Source organism: Spongiactinospora gelatinilytica, from assembly GCF_003236385.1.
GTDB classification, from domain to species: domain Bacteria; phylum Actinomycetota; class Actinomycetes; order Streptosporangiales; family Streptosporangiaceae; genus Spongiactinospora; species Spongiactinospora gelatinilytica.
Map to the genome: position 1 here is coordinate 1 of NZ_POUA01000163.1, position 15,514 is coordinate 15,514.

Genomic DNA, 15,514 nt, shown 5'->3' on the forward strand with positions numbered 1-15,514 from the left:
CCTCACATTCGGTCCGACACCTATCCCAGCGGGCCGCCCCATGGTGTGGGCGGGGCGGCCCGCTGGGATAGGTGTCGGACCGAATGTGAGGACCCGTCATGCTCGGATATGGGGATTTGTCCTGGCCTGCGGGGCCTGCCGGCCCGACTGAATCCAACCGATCACCCGGCATCAGACCCCCGGGTCTGGATCGCGTCCCGCGGAGTGGTGGTACTTTCCCGCGGCCTGAGTGGCCGACCTGCGGGATGTCCGATGTGAACGGTCCCATTTACGCCACTGGCGGGACACCATCCCGGGTCTGTCCCTGCTTGCCGGCGGATCTACCGAGTCAGCCGGGCCTACTGGATTTAGTGGAACGTCCAGGTCTGCCGGGTCGCCAGTGTCAGGTTCCCCCGGCATCTCCCCGGCCTGCCGGGTATGTCCGGCCCATCCGGCTATGCAGGATTTGTCATCCCAGCCGGATCTCCGGCTATGTCCTGGCTTGCTCGATTTGCCAGGGCGTTTTGATCAACCGGGCTTGTCGGGGTTCGCCGGGTACCGAGTCGCCGGTACCCGGGTTCCCCCGGCGTCTGCCCGATCCGTTCGGGGATCTGCCGGGTGCCGGTTCATTCAGCTCCGGGGTTGTCCCGGTCTGCCCGATCTATCAGGGCTGCTGGGGCGGTGGAGGCTTTTGGATCTACCGGCTTATCGGGATGTACGGGTAACTACATCGCCAGTCCCCGGGCCTACTTGGGTGCTTCGGGGGTGCGGCGTCTGCGGGTGATGGCTATGCCGGTGGTGAGGCCGGCACCTTACTGGCCGCCGGTCCCGGACTGGGCCGGGTAGGTCGCGTCGTAAGGGCTGGAGACGATGTTGACGACCTGCCAGTCGCCCCGGACGCCCTTCTTCAGCCACAGGGACGCCTGCTGCCCGGTGGCCGACCGCGCGCCCGTCGCCAGGTGGACGAACTTCGCCACCGGAGCGCCCGCGTCGCCGCGCACGAACTCCGGGCTCAGCGAGTACACCGGGTGGACCGAGCCGGTGAGCTGCGGGGCCTTGGCCGCCGCCGCGGAATCGCTCACCTCGCCGCTGGTGAACCTGCCGGCCTGGTGCCGGTCCAGGCGGACGAAGAACCGCGCGAGCCGGTCGTACGTCGCCGGCTGCGCCGCCGAGGTACGGGCCGCGGAGATGTCGGCGGCCGACGGCGTGCCGGGGGGCGGCGACGCCGCCATTGCGGCCCCGCCGGACAGCATGGTCATACCGGCCGCGAGCAGGCAACCGCCCAGGAACGACCTTTTCACCGCACACCTCCGATCTGCGAGAGCGCCTCGGCCCAGCGGAACTGGTAGTTGCTGCGGTATTCGCTGTACCTCATCTCGCTGTACGTCGGGCTGGACGGCCACGGGTCGCCGAACGAGATGGACTGGGAGGCGTCGTCATAGCCGTAGATCACCTGGGAGTGACCACCGCCCGCCGTCCAGTAGATTCCGGTCTGGATGGGCTTGCCCGCGTCGATCTGCGACTTGACCGACGCGTACGACAGCGCGCCGCCCACCACGCCCGGCGAGATGCCGAGCGCCTGGAACCCCCGCTGCACCCACTGGAGGTAGCCCGGCTGGTTGGGGCAGTAGCCGCTCTGCGGACGCCCGCGGGAGATGTTGCAGAAGCCGTTCTGGTCGATGTTGCCCTTGCCGAGGAACTTCGCGATCGTCAGACCGCTCGCGGCCCAGCACCACTGGTTCTGCTGCTGGACCTCCTGCTGGATGTTCAGCTCGCCGGCCCAGGCGGCCCCGGGGGCCATGGTGACGGCGACACCGACGGCCACCGCGGCGAGCCCGGACACCGCGCCCCGCCTTAATCGAGCGGGGCGCGCGCCTTCGCCCTGCGCTTTGATTCGCATTCTCCCTGCCTTTCCTCTGGAGCCGGTGGTACTTCACTTTCATAGTCACCCGGCTTGACAGAAGCGGGTAATCTCACTTGGCCCATAATGTGAGGTTAGGATTGCCGGCGCTCGGAATGCTGAATACCTGCTCATATTTTTCGGAGAGAGCGTATGGAGATTCCCCGGCTCGACGACCTGATCCGGCTGTTCGAGGACGTGCCGGAAGGGCCGGACGCCGGGTCCGTCACCTGGCCGTTCGGGCTGCATTCGGTCGCGCTTCGCCGGGGTTCGGCCGACGTGCTGTTCTCTATCGACCCGGCGGCGGGAGAGGCGTTCGTCAGCCTTTACGCCGATGGCGCGGAAATCGCCACACTCGGAAACCTGCGCGGCCTGACCCGGCTTTCCTTCGACCAGGAGGACGGGTGGGAAGGGCTCACGATATGGCTGGGAGACGCCGGCCCGGTACGTCTTCGGACCAAACCGGATGAACTGCGTGTGGTGGTCGGCAGGCACGCCCAGCAGTTCGCAGATGACCCGACCGGGGATCTTCATCGCGTACGCCTGGACCAGCTCGAAGTCATCGCCCAGGCCGTCCAGCAGGGCCCGCGCGACCGTGGCCACGCGCGGTCGCCACGGTTCGGTGTGCCGTGGGCTGAACGGGCCGGACAGGATGCGGCGGTAGCGCGTGTGGACCGGCGGGTCCTGGTTGATCAGGGAGACCGGGTCGTCGTCCATGGCGGTGCCGCTGACCATCCGGGGCAGCCCCGGCCCGCGCAGGTCGCGGCTGGACGCGGGCGCGCTCAGCACCGCCCGCACGTCGTCGTACCCGACGGCGGCCGGGACGCGGTCGCCGCTGGGCATGGTCGCGGGCGCGAGCGGCCCCGACTCCCGCCTGCGGGCGAACTCCGGAGACGGTGTCCCCACCGGGCCGGGCACGATGTCCGGCCAGGTCACTTCCCGATCAGGTTCGCCGGTCATCGCCAGCCCTCCACGATCCCTGGACGCGCACGGCACGTCACCCTGCGTGGAACGTACGAAACGCGGCGACGCCCGTCAACACCGAAGTGGTCCGTGACCGTCAGCAGGGGCCGAGGTCGTACCAGACCCACCGGGCGGCGGCCGGGTTGTCCAGCTTGGTCCACCAGCGGGCCTGGTACACCCGGCCGCCGTGGGAGACCCGCCGGTCCTTGGCGTAGACGGTGTGCGGGCGCCAGGCCGGGGCGGTGCACGCGGGCGGGTAGGGGCCGCCGGTCAGCGCGGGCAGGTCGAAGGACCAGCCCGCCTTGCGCCACTGCGGGATCACCTGCTCGTAGGCGGCCAGGGTGGGGCCGCGGTCGCCGCCGCCGTCGTGGGACAGGATGACGGCGGTCGGGCGGAGCTGGGCGTTGAGCCGCTGGATGATGACGTCGCTCGGCGAACCGTCCCAGTCGGTCGGGTCCACGGCCCAGCCCAGCGATGTCATGCCCAGGTTTGCGGCGGTCTGCGGGGTCGCGCCCCAGGCCCCGTACGGCGCGCGGAAGTACCGGATCGGCAGGTCCGGATCGCCCGCGGCGGCGCGGATCTCGTCGTTGGTGGCGGTCAGGTCGGCCTGGATCTGCTCAGGTGTCCAGGTGGACATGAAGTCGTGCTTGTAGCTGTGGTTGCACAGGGCGTGCCCGTCGGCGGCGATGTCGCGCACCAGGCCGGGGTCGGCCTTGGCCTGGCCGCCGATCAGGCAGAACGTCGCGCGCACGCGCAGCCGGCGCAGCAGGTCCAGCAGTCCCGGGGTCCAGGCGGATGGGCCGTCGTCGAAGGTGAGCGCGACGACCTGGCCGCCGGTGCGGGTGGCCTTGACGATCTCGCCGGTGGGGGCGTCGGCGTACGCGGGCGCGGCCGGGATCAGGAACAGGGCGGTGGTCGCGCATAACGCGAGTACGCGCAGTCGCATGGCGAGGGCCTTTCGCTGGGGGGACCGAGGCGCTCTGAATAGGAAAGCTTCTTAACTATAAACGCCCAATCGATCTCCGGCCAGAGGGCCCGCGGGCCGTCAGGTCGTACAGTGCTTCTGCGCGTCGGTACGGACCTTCCTGCCGGTGAACTCCTCGAGAACGGCCAGGTTCTCCGGGGCGTAGTTGGTCGCGGTGATCTTGTCGGCGTCGGGGCCGCCCAGCTTGCCGGTGTAGGGGGCCGACTTCTCCAGCCAGTACGCCGTGCGCAGGAACTGGGTCAGCACCAGTTCGCGCAGCTTCGGCTCGTTCTTGATCGTCGCCCAGTAGGTGGGGTGCCGGTCCCTCGCCACCCGCAGGTACAGCAGCAGGTAACGCAGGTTGGTGGCGGCGATGTCGCGTGCGTTGCTCGCCCCGACACCCCTGATGTACTCCTGGAGCACCGTCACCGCGGGCAGCCCGGTCAGCCCGGCGTTCAACTCCGCGAGCACGCCCTGGAGGTGGTACTCGCCCTGGGTCCGGTCGCGCAGGTAGATGCCGTCCATGGAGTCGCTGTACCGGTCCTTGATCAGCGGCAGGATCTCCTTGCGCGGGAAGCCGTCGTGCAGCGGGATCGCCGTGTCCTGCCGGGAGGCGTTGATCCAGGCCGCGGTGTGGACGTTCCACCGGGTCCGCGACGGGTCGAGGTCCCACATGTGGGTCTCCTCGTGGATGGCCACCATCATCGACTCGGCGAACGCCTCGAAGCTGTTCTTGCGCACGAACTGGTTCCAGTACGGGTCCCTGGCCTGGGCCACGGCCAGCGCCTGGCCGCTGGGCCAGCGCCGCTGGTAAACGGCCTGGAGGGTCTGCATCCAGTTGGCGGACGTGAACCTCGCCCTGAGGTCGCTCACGTCGGCGGTGGGCTGCGACGGTTCCTCGTAGCAGTACGGCGCGGACGCGACGGCCGGCGCCGCCAGTGGCGACAGTGCGAGGAGTGCGGTCATGAGCGACAGGACGCGAGTTCGACTCACCGGAACCTCATTCCCCGAGCGGGCGTGCCACCGGCAGGCAGGGCACAGGTGGCCTCCGCTCGTTTCGGCATCACGGTGGATCGTATGGGCGTCACGTTCCGACGCCTACTCTCACTTGCGGTATAACATCCGGTTAAACCCTCAGAGTTGTGCCCCGGTATGCGCGAAGATGGGGGCATGCGGCAGGGAAGTTACCACTATCAGGCGGTCCGCGAGCGCGGGCTGGGCCGGCGGTGGCGATTAGCGGTCAAGAAAGAGCGGCTTTGCCTGGTGGTGTCCGGCAGCCCGTACAACAACGCGCCCGATACCGAGTACATCTGGATCGTGCCCGCGTCGCCCGGGGGCGACGGGCTGGCCGTGGAGGCGCTTGAGCACGCCGCCCGGAGCGACCTGGACGAAGAGGAACTCGACGAGCCCGACCAGGACTACGTGCGTCGCGTCCTGGACTTCGTGCGGTGGGGCATCTGGGGCCAGGAGCCCTTCTACGCCGCCCCCGAACCTGTGCTGGTCGCGCATCGGGCGGCGCTGGACCGGCCGGCCCGGTTCGACCAGGGGGACATCGTCCACGATGGCCGGAACGCCTTCATCGTGATCTCTGGGCGGGCCTTCAACACCGTTCCGGAGACCGGCGTCATCTGGACCGTGCCGCTCGGCCCCGGGAACACGGTCCACCCCGACCGGGTCATCACCCTCGACACCGGCCGCCTCGACACCTCGCGGAGCCGGATTCCCCCGGACGACCTGGACGCCCTGCTGACCATGATCGAGGGCATCCTCGACGCCTGACCGTCCGGCGCCGTCGGGATCGCCGTCGGGATCAGGACGTCAGCCGGCGCCGGGCGAGATCGCGTACGGACCCCAGCCAGGGCTCCGGCCGCTGCCAGGCGGCGGTCGCCGCAACAGGTTGGCCGACCCCCCGCCCCGCACCAGAACCCCGCTACGGGCGCAGCGAGTCGATCACCAGGCCGAGCAGCCGTACGGCCCGCTCCGGCGTGTCGCCGGGCTCTGCGGACAGGAACACCCCGAACAGCAGCGAGGTGACGTCGTCGGGGTCGACATCCGCGCGCAGTGAACCCGTCCGGGCCCCCTCGGCGAGGATCGCCGCGATGGCGGCGGTGATGCGTTCCCGGGTGGCCGGTGTGGCGATCCGCCCCGAGGCCCAGCCGGCCCGCAGTGTGTCGATCATTCCGCGCTTCGCCGCGACGAAGCCCGCGTAGCGCTGGATCCACTCGCGCATCGCGATCTCGGGCGGGAACCGCGCGAGCAGGACGGGCACGGCGGTGGTGACGTCGTCGAGTTCGGCGGCGTAGACCGCTTCGACCAGTGCCTCGCGGGTGGGGAAGTGGCGGTAGAGGGTGCCGATCCCGACGCCGGCCTCGCGGGCGATCCCCTCCAGCGGGACGGCGCCGTCGGCCGTGGCGAAGGCCCGGCGCGCGACGGCGATGAGCTTGTCGCGGTTGCGGCGCGCGTCGGCACGGGCGGGGCGGGCGGCGCCAGGAGGCGCCGGTTCTTCGGAAGCCAAAACGGAGGCACCTCCGGTAGTGCTACGGTCGGCGTTACGGAGGTCCCTCCGTTTTCTCTCTCTTACGAGAAGGGTAGCCCCCATGCTGGGTACCGGCACCTCGTCCACCGACCTCACGGCCATCGGCTTACCGCGCGCCGGGGGCGCGGGCACGCTCGCCGGGCACACCGTCTCGCGTATCGGGTTCGGGGCGATGCAACTGGAGCGGCTGCACGCCGACCGCCGCGCCGCCCTCGCGCTCGTCCGCCGCGCCGTCGAGCTGGGCGCCGATCACATCGACACCGCGCAGTTCTACGGGAACGGCTTCGCCAACGAGGTCATCAGGGAGGCGATCCGGCCCGGGGACGGGGTCCTCGTCGTGACCAAGGTCGGCGGCGACCCGAACCCGGGCGGCCCTTTCCCGATCCGCCCCGCGCAGCGGCCCGAGGAACTGCGGGCGAGCGTGGAGGACAATCTCAGGAGCCTCGGCCTCGACCGGCTGCCGGTCGTGAACCTCCGGCGGCTCGACATGGGCCCGGGGCTGATCGCCGAGGGCGACCAGGTGGTCGGCCTCGACGATCAGCTCGCCGTGCTGACCGCGATGCGCGACGAGGGCAAGATCGGCGCGATCGGGCTGAGCAACGTGACCTTCAGCATGCTGCGCCGGGCGCTCCCCGCGGGCGTCGCGTGCGTGCAGAACGCCTACAACCTGCTGGCCCGTGGCGATGACGACATGCTCGTGGCGTGCGCCGCCGAGGGCATCGCCTGGGTTCCGTTCTTCCCGCTCGGCGGCTCGTTCGCGTTGCTCCCCAGCGTGACCGACGAACCGGCGGTCCGCGAGGCGGCGCGTTCCCTGGACCGCACTCCGGCACAGGTCGGCCTGGCCTGGCTGCTCAGGCGCGCCCCCAACGTGCTGCTCATCCCCGGTACGGCCGACGCGGGCCACCTCGCGGAGAACGTCGCCGCGGGCTCGATCACGTTCGACGCCGCGACGCTCGCCGCGCTCAACGCCGTCCCCTCCCACTCGGCCGACGTGCCGCTGCGCTGACCGGGGTCAGCAGCAGGATGACCAGCGCGCCCTCGGGCACCTTCGCCGCGCCCACCCATAATTGACCTTGGGTCATCGATACCGACCCAAGGTCAATAGGTCAACCGCTCAGATGAAGCCGAGCCTGGCCAGCGGCTCGACCAGTTCGCGCTCCTCGTAGGACAGGTGGGACAGCAGGGTGTCGGTGAGCAGATCGACCGCCGATCGCAGGTGGTCCTTACCGTCGGTGGCGGTCATGTGGGCCACCAGCGCCCGGTCGATCTCCTCAAGGACTCCGTGGATCGCCTGGTGCTCCTGCTCAAGCCGATCGACCACGGGCGCGAGCCGCGGGTCGGCGCGCCGTAGGTACGGGAACAGCGCCTGGTCCTCCAGGGTGTGGTGGGCGGCCACGACACGGCAGTAGGAGGCGCAGTAGGCGCTGAGCCGCCAGGCGTCCTGCCGCATGGACAGCACGTTGATCTCCGAGCGCGCGGTCGCCGGGTCCGTGGCCCCGGCGATGACCTGCTCCATGAGCGCGCGCACCTGGGCCAGCTCGTGGCGCAGGTGGTCGTGGACGTCGATGAGGTGCCGGCCGCTCGCCTGCTCGTGCCGGGTGTAGAGGCGGCCCTGCTCCGGCGCGGGCCCGGTGGGGCGGGCGGCCTCGTCCCAGACGCGCCGGTCGCTCAGCCGTACGCCGTCGTCGGGTGTCGGCGAGACCGCGAACGGCGTGCGCGCCACCTTCCCCGGCATCCGGACCGTGGGTGACCCGCCCGCGGCCGGAGCGCGCCCGTCATGCCCGCGATCGGTCATCTCAGGCGACTCCGGCCGCCACCTGCGCCGCCAGGAAGTCGCCGTGCCGGCGGGCGGAGCGATGGGCCGCCTCCAGCGACTCGGCGGCCAGGCCGCGGAAGGGGGCCAGTGCGGGGTTGACCTCGGCCAGGGTGAGTTCGGCCTCGCTGACCTGGAGGTTCAGCCCGAAGACGTCCCGGAGCATGCGGACCAGCCAGGGGGTGGAGTGGTCCCAGCCCCACCTGGGCGTGCCCGGCCCGTAGCCGCCGCCGCGCGCGGTGACCAGTACGGCGGGGCGGCCGGTGAGCGGGCCGGGCACGCCGGGGGCGAGGCGCAGGTCGGTGAGCACCAGATCCATCCAGGTCTTGAAGTGCTGGGAGGGCCCGAAGTTGTAGAGCGGGACCGCGAACAGGTAGGCGTCGGCCTCGATCAGCTCGTCCGCCAGCTTCGCGGCCAGCGCGCGGGCCTGGTCGGCCTCGTGCGTCGGCGCGGCCGGGGAGCCGGCCAGGCTCTGCCAGGCCGAGGCCGGGACCGGGTCGGTCCGCAGGTCCCTGCGGCTCAGAGTGCCTTCCGAATGTGCCTCGCGCCAGACGCTCAGCACCGTGTCGGCCACCTCCCGGGTGACCGACCCCTCCACGCGGATGCTCGCGTCGATCCTGAACAGGCGCATACCGGTTCCTCCATCATCGCCGAAGTGTGTGGTCGTACAGATATGTTGTATAGCAGATGATCGGCGAAACAGAAAATGGTAAGATGAAGCGCATGGCGGACGAAACTCTGGTCGAAGGCGATCTCGGCTGGATGCTCGGCGCGTCCTTCCGTGGCTACGCCAAGGCGGCGGGCCAAGTGCTGAGCGGCATCCCCGGCGGTCCCCGCGGTTACCAGCTCCTCACCGAGGCCACCAGTGACACCCCCGCCAACCAGGGCACGCTCGCGCAGCGGCTGGGCATCGACCGCACCGTGCTGACCTACCTCATCGACGACCTGGAGAAGGCCGGGCTGGTCGAGCGCCATCCCGACCCGGCCGACCGCCGCCAGCGCCGCATCGTCGCCACCGCCAAGGGCCGCGCCCTGCGCGAAGACCGCCACACCGCGCTGCGCGCCATGGAGGCCCACCTGCTCGCGGTCCTCGGCGACGACGCGGGCACCTTCCAGGCCCTGCTGTGCATCCTCGCCCGCCACCTCAACTCCGCCGACCACCACCTCGACCTCTGCACCATCGCCGAAGACCTCGAAAGGTCCTCGCCGACCCCCCGGTAGGCGGGTCGCGGCCGACTGGAACGTTCCAACAACGAGAGCGAGCCCGGTGCGGTGGCGCTCTTCGTCGCGACCGTACCGGGCGGGGTGTGTGGGGTCAGGTGGTGGGGGCGCCGAACCAGCGGGAGAGGTGGGTGTTCAGGTCGTGCTGGTCGGCGCCGATCCAGGCGATGTGGCCGTCGGGGCGTAGCAGGACGCACGGGACATCGAGCGCCGCGGTGGAGTCCGAGAGGTGATCGACCCGGTCTGACCAGCCGCCGGTGGTCAGGCGCTCGGTGCGGTCGAGGAGCAGGCCGCGGCCGTGATGCAGCAGGCCGTACAGGTGACCCTGTTTCAGGTCGATGTCGGGCATCCGGCGGCCGAGCAGGTCGGGGCCCTCGCCGAAGTCGTAGCGGATGCCGATCGCGGTGATCTTCTCCATCAGGTGGCGGTTCACCTCCTCGATGTCCATCAGTTCGGTGAGCAGCCTGCGTACAGCCTGCGGGCCCGGGTCGGTGGACTGGAGCTCCATCTGGGCGCGGGTGTTGTCCAGTACGTCAGCGGCGACCGGATGGCGTTCGGCCTGGTAGGTGTCCAGCAGTGTTTCCGGGGCCCAGCCGCGGATCTGTGCGGCCAGTTTCCAGCCCAGGTTGAACGCGTCCTGGACGCCCAGGTTGAGGCCCTGCCCGCCGAGGGGCGGATGGATGTGCGCCGCGTCGCCGGCCAGCAGCACCCGCCCGGCCCGATAGCGTTCGGCCAGCCGGGTGGCGTCTCCGAAACGGGACAGCCAGCGCGGGGAGTGCACGCCGAAATCGGTTCCGGCGATGGCACGCAACTGTCGCTGGAAATCCGCGAGGGTGGGCGGTTCGGCACGGTCGCCGACCCCCGCGGCGGGGACCAGCACGCTGTAAATCCCTCCGCCGAAAGGCCGGAGCCAGAATCGCTGATGGCCCTGCTGGATTTCGGCCACCTTGGCGGCGATCTCCTCCTGCGGCACGCCCACTTCCATCTCGCCCATCAGCGTTTCGGTCCGTGAGGGCTCGCCGGGGAAGCCGACGCCTAGCAGTTTGCGCACCGTACTGCGCCCGCCGTCACAGCCGACGAGGTAGCGCGAACGCAGCTTTTCCCCATCGGCAAGCTCGACGGTCACCCCTTCGTCGTCCTGCTCGAAACCGGTCACCGCGCGACCGCGCCGGACCTGCGCGCCCAGTTCGGTCGCGTGCTCTTCGAGCAGGCGCTCGATGACCGGCTGCGGGAGGCCCAGCAGATACGAGTAGGCCGAATCCAGGCCCTTGGGCGCGGCTTTGGGGATGGCGGCGAAGAAACCGGCGGCCGGACGCCGTCTGCCGTGCGGGAGAACGCGATCCAGCAGCCCGCGCATCGCCATCAGCTCAAGGCTGCGGATATGCAGGCCGACGATGCGGACGAACGACGCGGGCTCGGTTTCCTTTTCCAGAACGAGCACGCGCACATCGTGCAGCCGTAGTTCGGCGGCGAGCATCGCACCGGTCGGCCCGCATCCGGCGATCATCACATCGAACATGGAGGTGTTGCCTTTCGGAAGTGCCTTTGTCGGCAAGGCGCTCCCGGCGACACCTACGTCGATCGCCCGGCCGTGACGGCAAGGGGGAGCACCCACATCGCTACAGCGTTCATGGGTCTCACCTCCTTGGGCGGCGTCACGGCCAACGGCAAGCTACAAGCCCGGACATCATCCCGTCCAGCCCTTTTTCAGCGCGGTGGCGAGGCGTACCACGCGGCGGGCCTGGTGGCGGGCGGCGTCGCGGGTCTGGTCGCCGATGGGGACGGTGCCCTTGACGGTGGCGTGCGACGTGCCGTACGGGTTGCCATCGGCGAACTTCACCGGGTCCGTGTAGCCGGGGGCGACAATCACGCCGCCGAAGTGGTGGATCGACGTGTAGAGCGCCAGCAGTGTGGACTCGTGGCCGCCGTGGTGGGTCGAGGTGGTGACGAAGCCGCTGTAGACCTTGTCCGCCAGCGCCCCGCGCCCCCACAGGCCGCCGAGCCCGTCGATGAACTGCTTGAGCTGCGCCGAGACGTTGCCGAACCGGGTCGGGGTGCCGAACACCACCGCGTCCGCCCACTCGACGTCCTCCGGCGTGGCGGCCCGCTCCGCCGGGCCCTCGACCACGCCGAGCAGCCGTACCTCGGCGCCCGCCTTCTCCGCCGTCTCGGCGATCTCCCCGGCGATCTCGGCGCAGTGCCCGGTCGCGGAGTAGTAGATGACCGCCAGCCGCACGGGGGCGCTCATGGCACCGGTACCAGGTCACGGACGTGGCGGGCGTAGGCCGCGGCGAGCCGGCCGCCGGCCTCGGCGGTGCTGATCAGCACCGCCATATTGGCCTCCGCCGTACGCCCGCCGGTCAGCTCGTCCACCGCGCGCATCAGGTACTTGGTGATCGCGTTGCCGGTCACCCCGTCCCGCCGCGCGGTCACCAGCGCCTGCTCGATGGCGGCCTCCGCCTCGTCCCGGTCGATCGCGTCCTCCTCGCGCGGCGGCGTCGCGATGACCACGCCGCCCGCGCCGCCCAGTGACCAGTGGAAGTCCACGGTCCGCGCGATGACGTCCTCGTCGTCGATCCGGTGCGGCGCGCGCAGCCCGCTCGACATGCAGTAGAACGCCGGGAAGTCGTCCGCCCGGTACGTGATCAGCGGCACGCAGTGCGTCTCCAGGAACTCCAGGGTGAGCTTGAGGTCCAGGATGTTCTTGGCGCCCGCGCACACCACGGCCACCTTGGACCGGGTGAACTGGACGAGGTCGGAGGAGATGTCCATCGTGGTCTCCGCGCCGCGATGCACGCCGCCGATGCCCGCCGAGGAGAAGAACGTTATCCCGGCGAGCTCGGCCGCGACCAGCGAGGAGGCGACCGTCGTGGCGCCCGTGCCGCCCCGGGCGAGGATCACCGGCAGGTCCCTGCTGCTGACCTTCGGGATGCCGGGGGTGGCCGCGAAGCGGTCGATGTCCCGCTCGTCCATGCCCACGATGATCCGGCCCGCGTCGATGCCGATGGTGGCGGGGACCGCGCCACCGGCGCGTACGGCGTCCTCGACCTTCCGGGCCGTCAGGGCGTTGTCCGGGTAGGGCAGCCCGTGGGTGATGACGTTGGACTCCAGCGCGACGATCGGGTCCCCGGCGGCCAGTGCCGCCGCCACCTCTTCACCGAGTTCGATCGGAAGGGGGGTGTGGGTTGTCACGCGTCACCTCCTTTGGTTCGTGGTTCTGTTTCATCCGGCGCGCTGGGAAACGGGCCCGCCCGCCGAGACCGGGTCGCTCGTCCGCTTCTTTCTGGGCTGCACCAGCACGACCGCGAAAATGATGGCCAGCGCCCCGATGATCTGCACCGGACCGAGTGCCTGGCCCAGAATGAAATAGCCCAGAGCGGTGGCCGCCAGCGGGCTCACGAAACCCAGGAACGGCATCACCAGCGCGGGCAGCCGTTCGATTCCGCGAAACCAGATCGAGTAGGCGAACAGCGCGCCGACGACGCCCAGATAGGCGAATCCGATGGCGTTCTCGCGGGTGAACGTGGTGGGCAGGTCCTCGGCCAGCAGGGTGACCGGCACCAGGACGACGCCGCCGACCGACAGTTGCCAGCCGGTGAACGTGAGCACACCCATCCCGGGCGGCCGACCCCACCGTTTGGTGAGGACGATCCCTGCGGCCATGCTGCACGCGCCGACCAGACCGGCCAGCACGCCCATCGTGTCCAGCGCCGCCTCCGGCTGGAGCACCAGCAGGCCGACGCCGGCCGAGCCGACCGCGCAGGCGATCAGGTGATGCGCACGGATGCGGTCCTTCAGCAGGAGCGCGCCCAGGATCAGCACCAGCAGCGGCTGTACCGAACCGACCAGGGCGGCCACCCCGCCGGGCAAGTGGTAGGCCGCGACGAACAGGAAATAGAAGAAGGCGCCGATGTTCAGCACCCCGAGGACGATGGTCCGTAACCACCAGATGCCGTGCGGCGCGGCCCGGCCGATGGCCAGTAGCAGCAGCCCGGCGGGTAACGCGCGCATGGTGGAGGCCAGTAATGGGCGATCCGGCGGTAACAGCTCGGTGGTAACGATATAGGTGCTTCCCCAGACGGCGGGGGCGAGGGCCGTCACGACCGAGGTCGAAGCGATCCGGTCTTTGAGCATCGCGTCACCTGAAATCCATGGAGGGAGTGTCGGTACCTTTATGCGCGGCCGGTGATCCCGGAAAACGGCGATCCCGAAACGGTGGTCCCGAAACGGTGGTCCCGGAAAACGGTGATCCTGGAACGGTGGTCCTGGAAAACCGAGGCCGATCAGGCCGGTGCGGGCACCGGCATGACCGCCGTACCGAAATAGCGGTCCCCGAAGTCGCCGATGCCGGGGACCATGTAGGCGCTCTCGTTCAGCCGCTCCTCGATGGAGGAGGTCACGACCCGCACCCGCGGATGGGCCCGGGAGAGCGCCGCCAGGCCCTCCGGGGAGGCCAGCAGGTTGACGAAGACGACGTGCTCTTCGCGGACGCCGTGGTCCAGCAGGACCTTGATGGCCGCCGCCGCCGATCCGCCGGTGGCCAGCATCGGCTCCAGCAGCAGTACGTGCCGACCGGCGATGTCGGGGGGCAGGTGCGTGTAGTACAGGTGGGGGAGCTTGGTGGTCTTGTCGCGCTGGATGAGGATCTTGCCGATGCGGATGCCGGGGCACATCGCGCGCAGTTCGGGTTCCATGCTCTCCCCGGCCCGGATCACCGGCACCGCGCACACCTCGGCGACCGGTCGCAGCCCGGCGTAGGTCACGCCGACCGGCGTGGTGACCTCGTGCGGCTCGACGGGGATCAGGTCCATCGCGGCCTCCAGGAGGAGGCGGATGATCCGGTTGGAGTAGTGGACGAAGTCCGCCTGCGTGGCGTGCCGGTCGCGGATGACGGTGTGCAGGGCCCGCAGGTGGCCGGTCTGCGGGAGCAGGGTCACGTTGTCGGGAGTTTTCACGGTAGCGGGCTCCGTACCTCGGCGCCCGCGTACCGGACCACCTCGCCGAACGTGTCGGCGATCAGCTCGGGCCCGGCCGTGGCCAGCAGCTCCCGCCCGTGTACGCCGTACGTCACCGCCACCGACCTGATGCCCGCGGCCCGCGCCATCAGCAGGTCGTGCGTGGTGTCGCCGACCACCAGCGCGTCCTCCGGCGAAGCGCCCAGCGCCTCCAGGATGATCACGCTGGACTCCGCGTCCGGCTTGGGCCGCGTCACCTGGTCGGCCCCGACGACCATCTCGAAGTGGTCGCGCAGGCCCGCGGCGGTGAGGATGTCCACGGCGCTGCGGTGGAACTTGCTGGTCGCCACGGTCAGGGTGATGCCGAGCCCGGCCAGCCGGGTCAGGCCGTCCGCCACGCCGGGGAACACCAGCTCCGCCGCCTTCGGCAGGATCGTGCCCCGGAAGTGCGCCTGGTAGCCCGCCACGAAGCCGGCGATGGCCGGATCGGTGAGCGGCACTCCGGTCAGGTCGCCGAAGGCGCGTTCGAGGGGCAGGCCGATCGTCTTGCGGATGGCGGCGGCCTCCCGCTCCGGCAGGCCCGCTCCGGTGAACGTCGCGTTGAACGCCGCCACGATCGCGTTCGGCGTGTCGATGAGCGTTCCGTCCAGGTCGAAGATCACGACTTTTGTCATCAGCGGCGTCCATCCGCGGACAGGGACAGCGCACGGGGCCGTGCCGTACGGGACAGGAAATGGGCGAGCATGCGTTCGGCGTCCGCCCGGATGCCGGTGAAGTGACGGAACGCCTCCGCGGCCTGGTGGACGAGCATGCCGCCGCCGTTGATCGTGCGGCAGCCCAGCTTCCCGGCCTCGTGCAGCAGCCGCGTCTCGGCGGGGGCGTAGATGAGGTCGGTCACCCACTGGCCGGACCGCAGCAGCCGCGGCGAGAACGGCACGCCGGGGTGGGCGGCCATGCCGATGGGCGTGGCGTTGACCACCCCGTCGGCCCGCGAGATCAGCGCCGCCAGGTCGGAGGTGAGGCCCGCGTGGACACGCGATCCGCCGAACCGGCCGTCCATCTTGCGCGCCAGCGACTCGGCCCGCCGGGGCTCCACATCGACCACGGTCAGCCGCTCGACACCCAGGTTGAGCAGGGCGTACGCCACCGCGGCCCCCCCGCCGCCCGCGCCCACCAGGACGAC

General features: G+C 70.4%; 18 protein-coding genes. 3 read left to right on the top strand and 15 right to left on the bottom strand.

Annotated elements, in window-relative coordinates; translation table 11 throughout:
• Positions 1 to 791: 791 nt before the first annotated feature.
• The 5 genes from C1I98_RS20535 to C1I98_RS20555 all read right to left on the bottom strand — a co-directional run bounded on the left by C1I98_RS20535 (position 792) and on the right by C1I98_RS20555 (position 4,799).
• Positions 792 to 1,280: a hypothetical protein gene (locus tag C1I98_RS20535; protein WP_111169055.1), complete on the bottom strand. Its 489-nt coding sequence runs from the start codon at positions 1,278 to 1,280 to the stop codon at positions 792 to 794.
• A complete protein-coding gene (locus C1I98_RS20540) occupies positions 1,277 to 1,822 on the bottom strand; it encodes a papain-like cysteine protease family protein (RefSeq protein WP_158558118.1) in 546 nt (181 codons plus the stop codon). Before C1I98_RS20540 ends, C1I98_RS20535 begins: the two co-directional genes overlap by 4 nt.
• A 102-nt stretch (positions 1,823 to 1,924) precedes the next feature.
• The gene (locus tag C1I98_RS20545; RefSeq protein WP_146607543.1) at positions 1,925 to 2,839 is read right to left on the bottom strand and encodes a cytochrome P450 family protein; all 915 of its coding nucleotides are present in this window, start codon (positions 2,837 to 2,839) and stop codon (positions 1,925 to 1,927) included.
• A 100-nt stretch (positions 2,840 to 2,939) separates the two neighbouring features.
• A complete protein-coding gene (locus C1I98_RS20550) occupies positions 2,940 to 3,788 on the bottom strand; it encodes a polysaccharide deacetylase family protein (RefSeq protein WP_111169058.1) in 849 nt (282 codons plus the stop codon).
• A gap of 99 nt (positions 3,789 to 3,887) precedes the next feature.
• Positions 3,888 to 4,799 carry a hypothetical protein gene (locus tag C1I98_RS20555; RefSeq protein ID WP_199537078.1) on the bottom strand — a complete coding sequence of 304 codons (912 nt, stop codon included), beginning with the start codon at positions 4,797 to 4,799 and terminating at the stop codon, positions 3,888 to 3,890.
• Positions 4,800 to 4,976: 177 nt separating this feature from the next.
• Here C1I98_RS20555 and C1I98_RS20560 point away from each other — a divergent pair, with 177 nt between their 5' ends.
• Positions 4,977 to 5,585, top strand: coding sequence for a hypothetical protein (locus tag C1I98_RS20560; protein ID WP_146607544.1), 609 nt, complete (start codon positions 4,977 to 4,979; stop codon positions 5,583 to 5,585).
• A gap of 151 nt (positions 5,586 to 5,736) precedes the next feature.
• Here the strand turns inward: C1I98_RS20560 and C1I98_RS20565 are convergent, their stop codons facing one another.
• Positions 5,737 to 6,321, bottom strand: coding sequence for a TetR/AcrR family transcriptional regulator (locus C1I98_RS20565; protein WP_233508028.1), 585 nt, complete (start codon positions 6,319 to 6,321; stop codon positions 5,737 to 5,739).
• An 82-nt stretch (positions 6,322 to 6,403) separates the two neighbouring features.
• On the opposite strand from C1I98_RS20565, the gene C1I98_RS20570 reads away from it, so the two are divergent.
• A complete protein-coding gene (locus C1I98_RS20570) occupies positions 6,404 to 7,348 on the top strand; it encodes an aldo/keto reductase (RefSeq protein WP_111169061.1) in 945 nt (314 codons plus the stop codon).
• Between the two features lie 108 nt (positions 7,349 to 7,456).
• On the opposite strand, the gene C1I98_RS20575 is transcribed toward C1I98_RS20570, so the two are convergent.
• Positions 7,457 to 8,137, bottom strand: coding sequence for a hemerythrin domain-containing protein (locus C1I98_RS20575; RefSeq protein WP_111169062.1), 681 nt, complete (start codon positions 8,135 to 8,137; stop codon positions 7,457 to 7,459).
• Position 8,138: 1 nt separating this feature from the next.
• The gene (locus C1I98_RS20580; RefSeq protein WP_111169063.1) at positions 8,139 to 8,786 is read right to left on the bottom strand and encodes an FMN-dependent NADH-azoreductase; all 648 of its coding nucleotides are present in this window, start codon (positions 8,784 to 8,786) and stop codon (positions 8,139 to 8,141) included.
• Between the two features lie 92 nt (positions 8,787 to 8,878).
• On the opposite strand from C1I98_RS20580, the gene C1I98_RS20585 reads away from it, so the two are divergent.
• Positions 8,879 to 9,376, top strand: coding sequence for a MarR family winged helix-turn-helix transcriptional regulator (locus C1I98_RS20585; RefSeq protein ID WP_111169064.1), 498 nt, complete (start codon positions 8,879 to 8,881; stop codon positions 9,374 to 9,376).
• A 94-nt stretch (positions 9,377 to 9,470) separates the two neighbouring features.
• Here the strand turns inward: C1I98_RS20585 and rox are convergent, their stop codons facing one another.
• The 7 genes from rox to C1I98_RS20620 all read right to left on the bottom strand — a co-directional run.
• The gene (gene rox, locus C1I98_RS20590) at positions 9,471 to 10,895 is read right to left on the bottom strand and encodes a rifampin monooxygenase (protein ID WP_111169065.1); all 1,425 of its coding nucleotides are present in this window, start codon (positions 10,893 to 10,895) and stop codon (positions 9,471 to 9,473) included.
• 168 nt (positions 10,896 to 11,063) lie between these two features.
• The gene (locus C1I98_RS20595; protein ID WP_111169066.1) at positions 11,064 to 11,624 is read right to left on the bottom strand and encodes an NAD(P)H-dependent oxidoreductase; all 561 of its coding nucleotides are present in this window, start codon (positions 11,622 to 11,624) and stop codon (positions 11,064 to 11,066) included.
• Complete coding sequence (locus C1I98_RS20600; RefSeq protein WP_111169067.1) at positions 11,621 to 12,568, bottom strand: pseudouridine-5'-phosphate glycosidase; 948 nt, start codon at positions 12,566 to 12,568, stop codon at positions 11,621 to 11,623. The genes C1I98_RS20595 and C1I98_RS20600 overlap by 4 nt, the downstream gene beginning before the upstream one ends.
• A 30-nt stretch (positions 12,569 to 12,598) precedes the next feature.
• Complete coding sequence (locus C1I98_RS20605; protein ID WP_111169068.1) at positions 12,599 to 13,510, bottom strand: EamA family transporter; 912 nt, start codon at positions 13,508 to 13,510, stop codon at positions 12,599 to 12,601.
• 149 nt (positions 13,511 to 13,659) lie between these two features.
• Positions 13,660 to 14,331 (bottom strand): uracil phosphoribosyltransferase, encoded by a 672-nt coding sequence (gene upp / locus C1I98_RS20610; RefSeq protein ID WP_199537079.1) that lies wholly within the window; start codon positions 14,329 to 14,331, stop codon positions 13,660 to 13,662.
• Positions 14,328 to 15,005 carry an HAD family hydrolase gene (locus C1I98_RS20615; RefSeq protein WP_111169070.1) on the bottom strand — a complete coding sequence of 226 codons (678 nt, stop codon included), beginning with the start codon at positions 15,003 to 15,005 and terminating at the stop codon, positions 14,328 to 14,330. Before C1I98_RS20615 ends, upp begins: the two co-directional genes overlap by 4 nt.
• Positions 15,005 to 15,514: saccharopine dehydrogenase NADP-binding domain-containing protein (locus C1I98_RS20620; RefSeq protein ID WP_368773534.1), on the bottom strand; the 510-nt coding region annotated here is incomplete at its 5' end. The genes C1I98_RS20615 and C1I98_RS20620, both read right to left, overlap by 1 nt.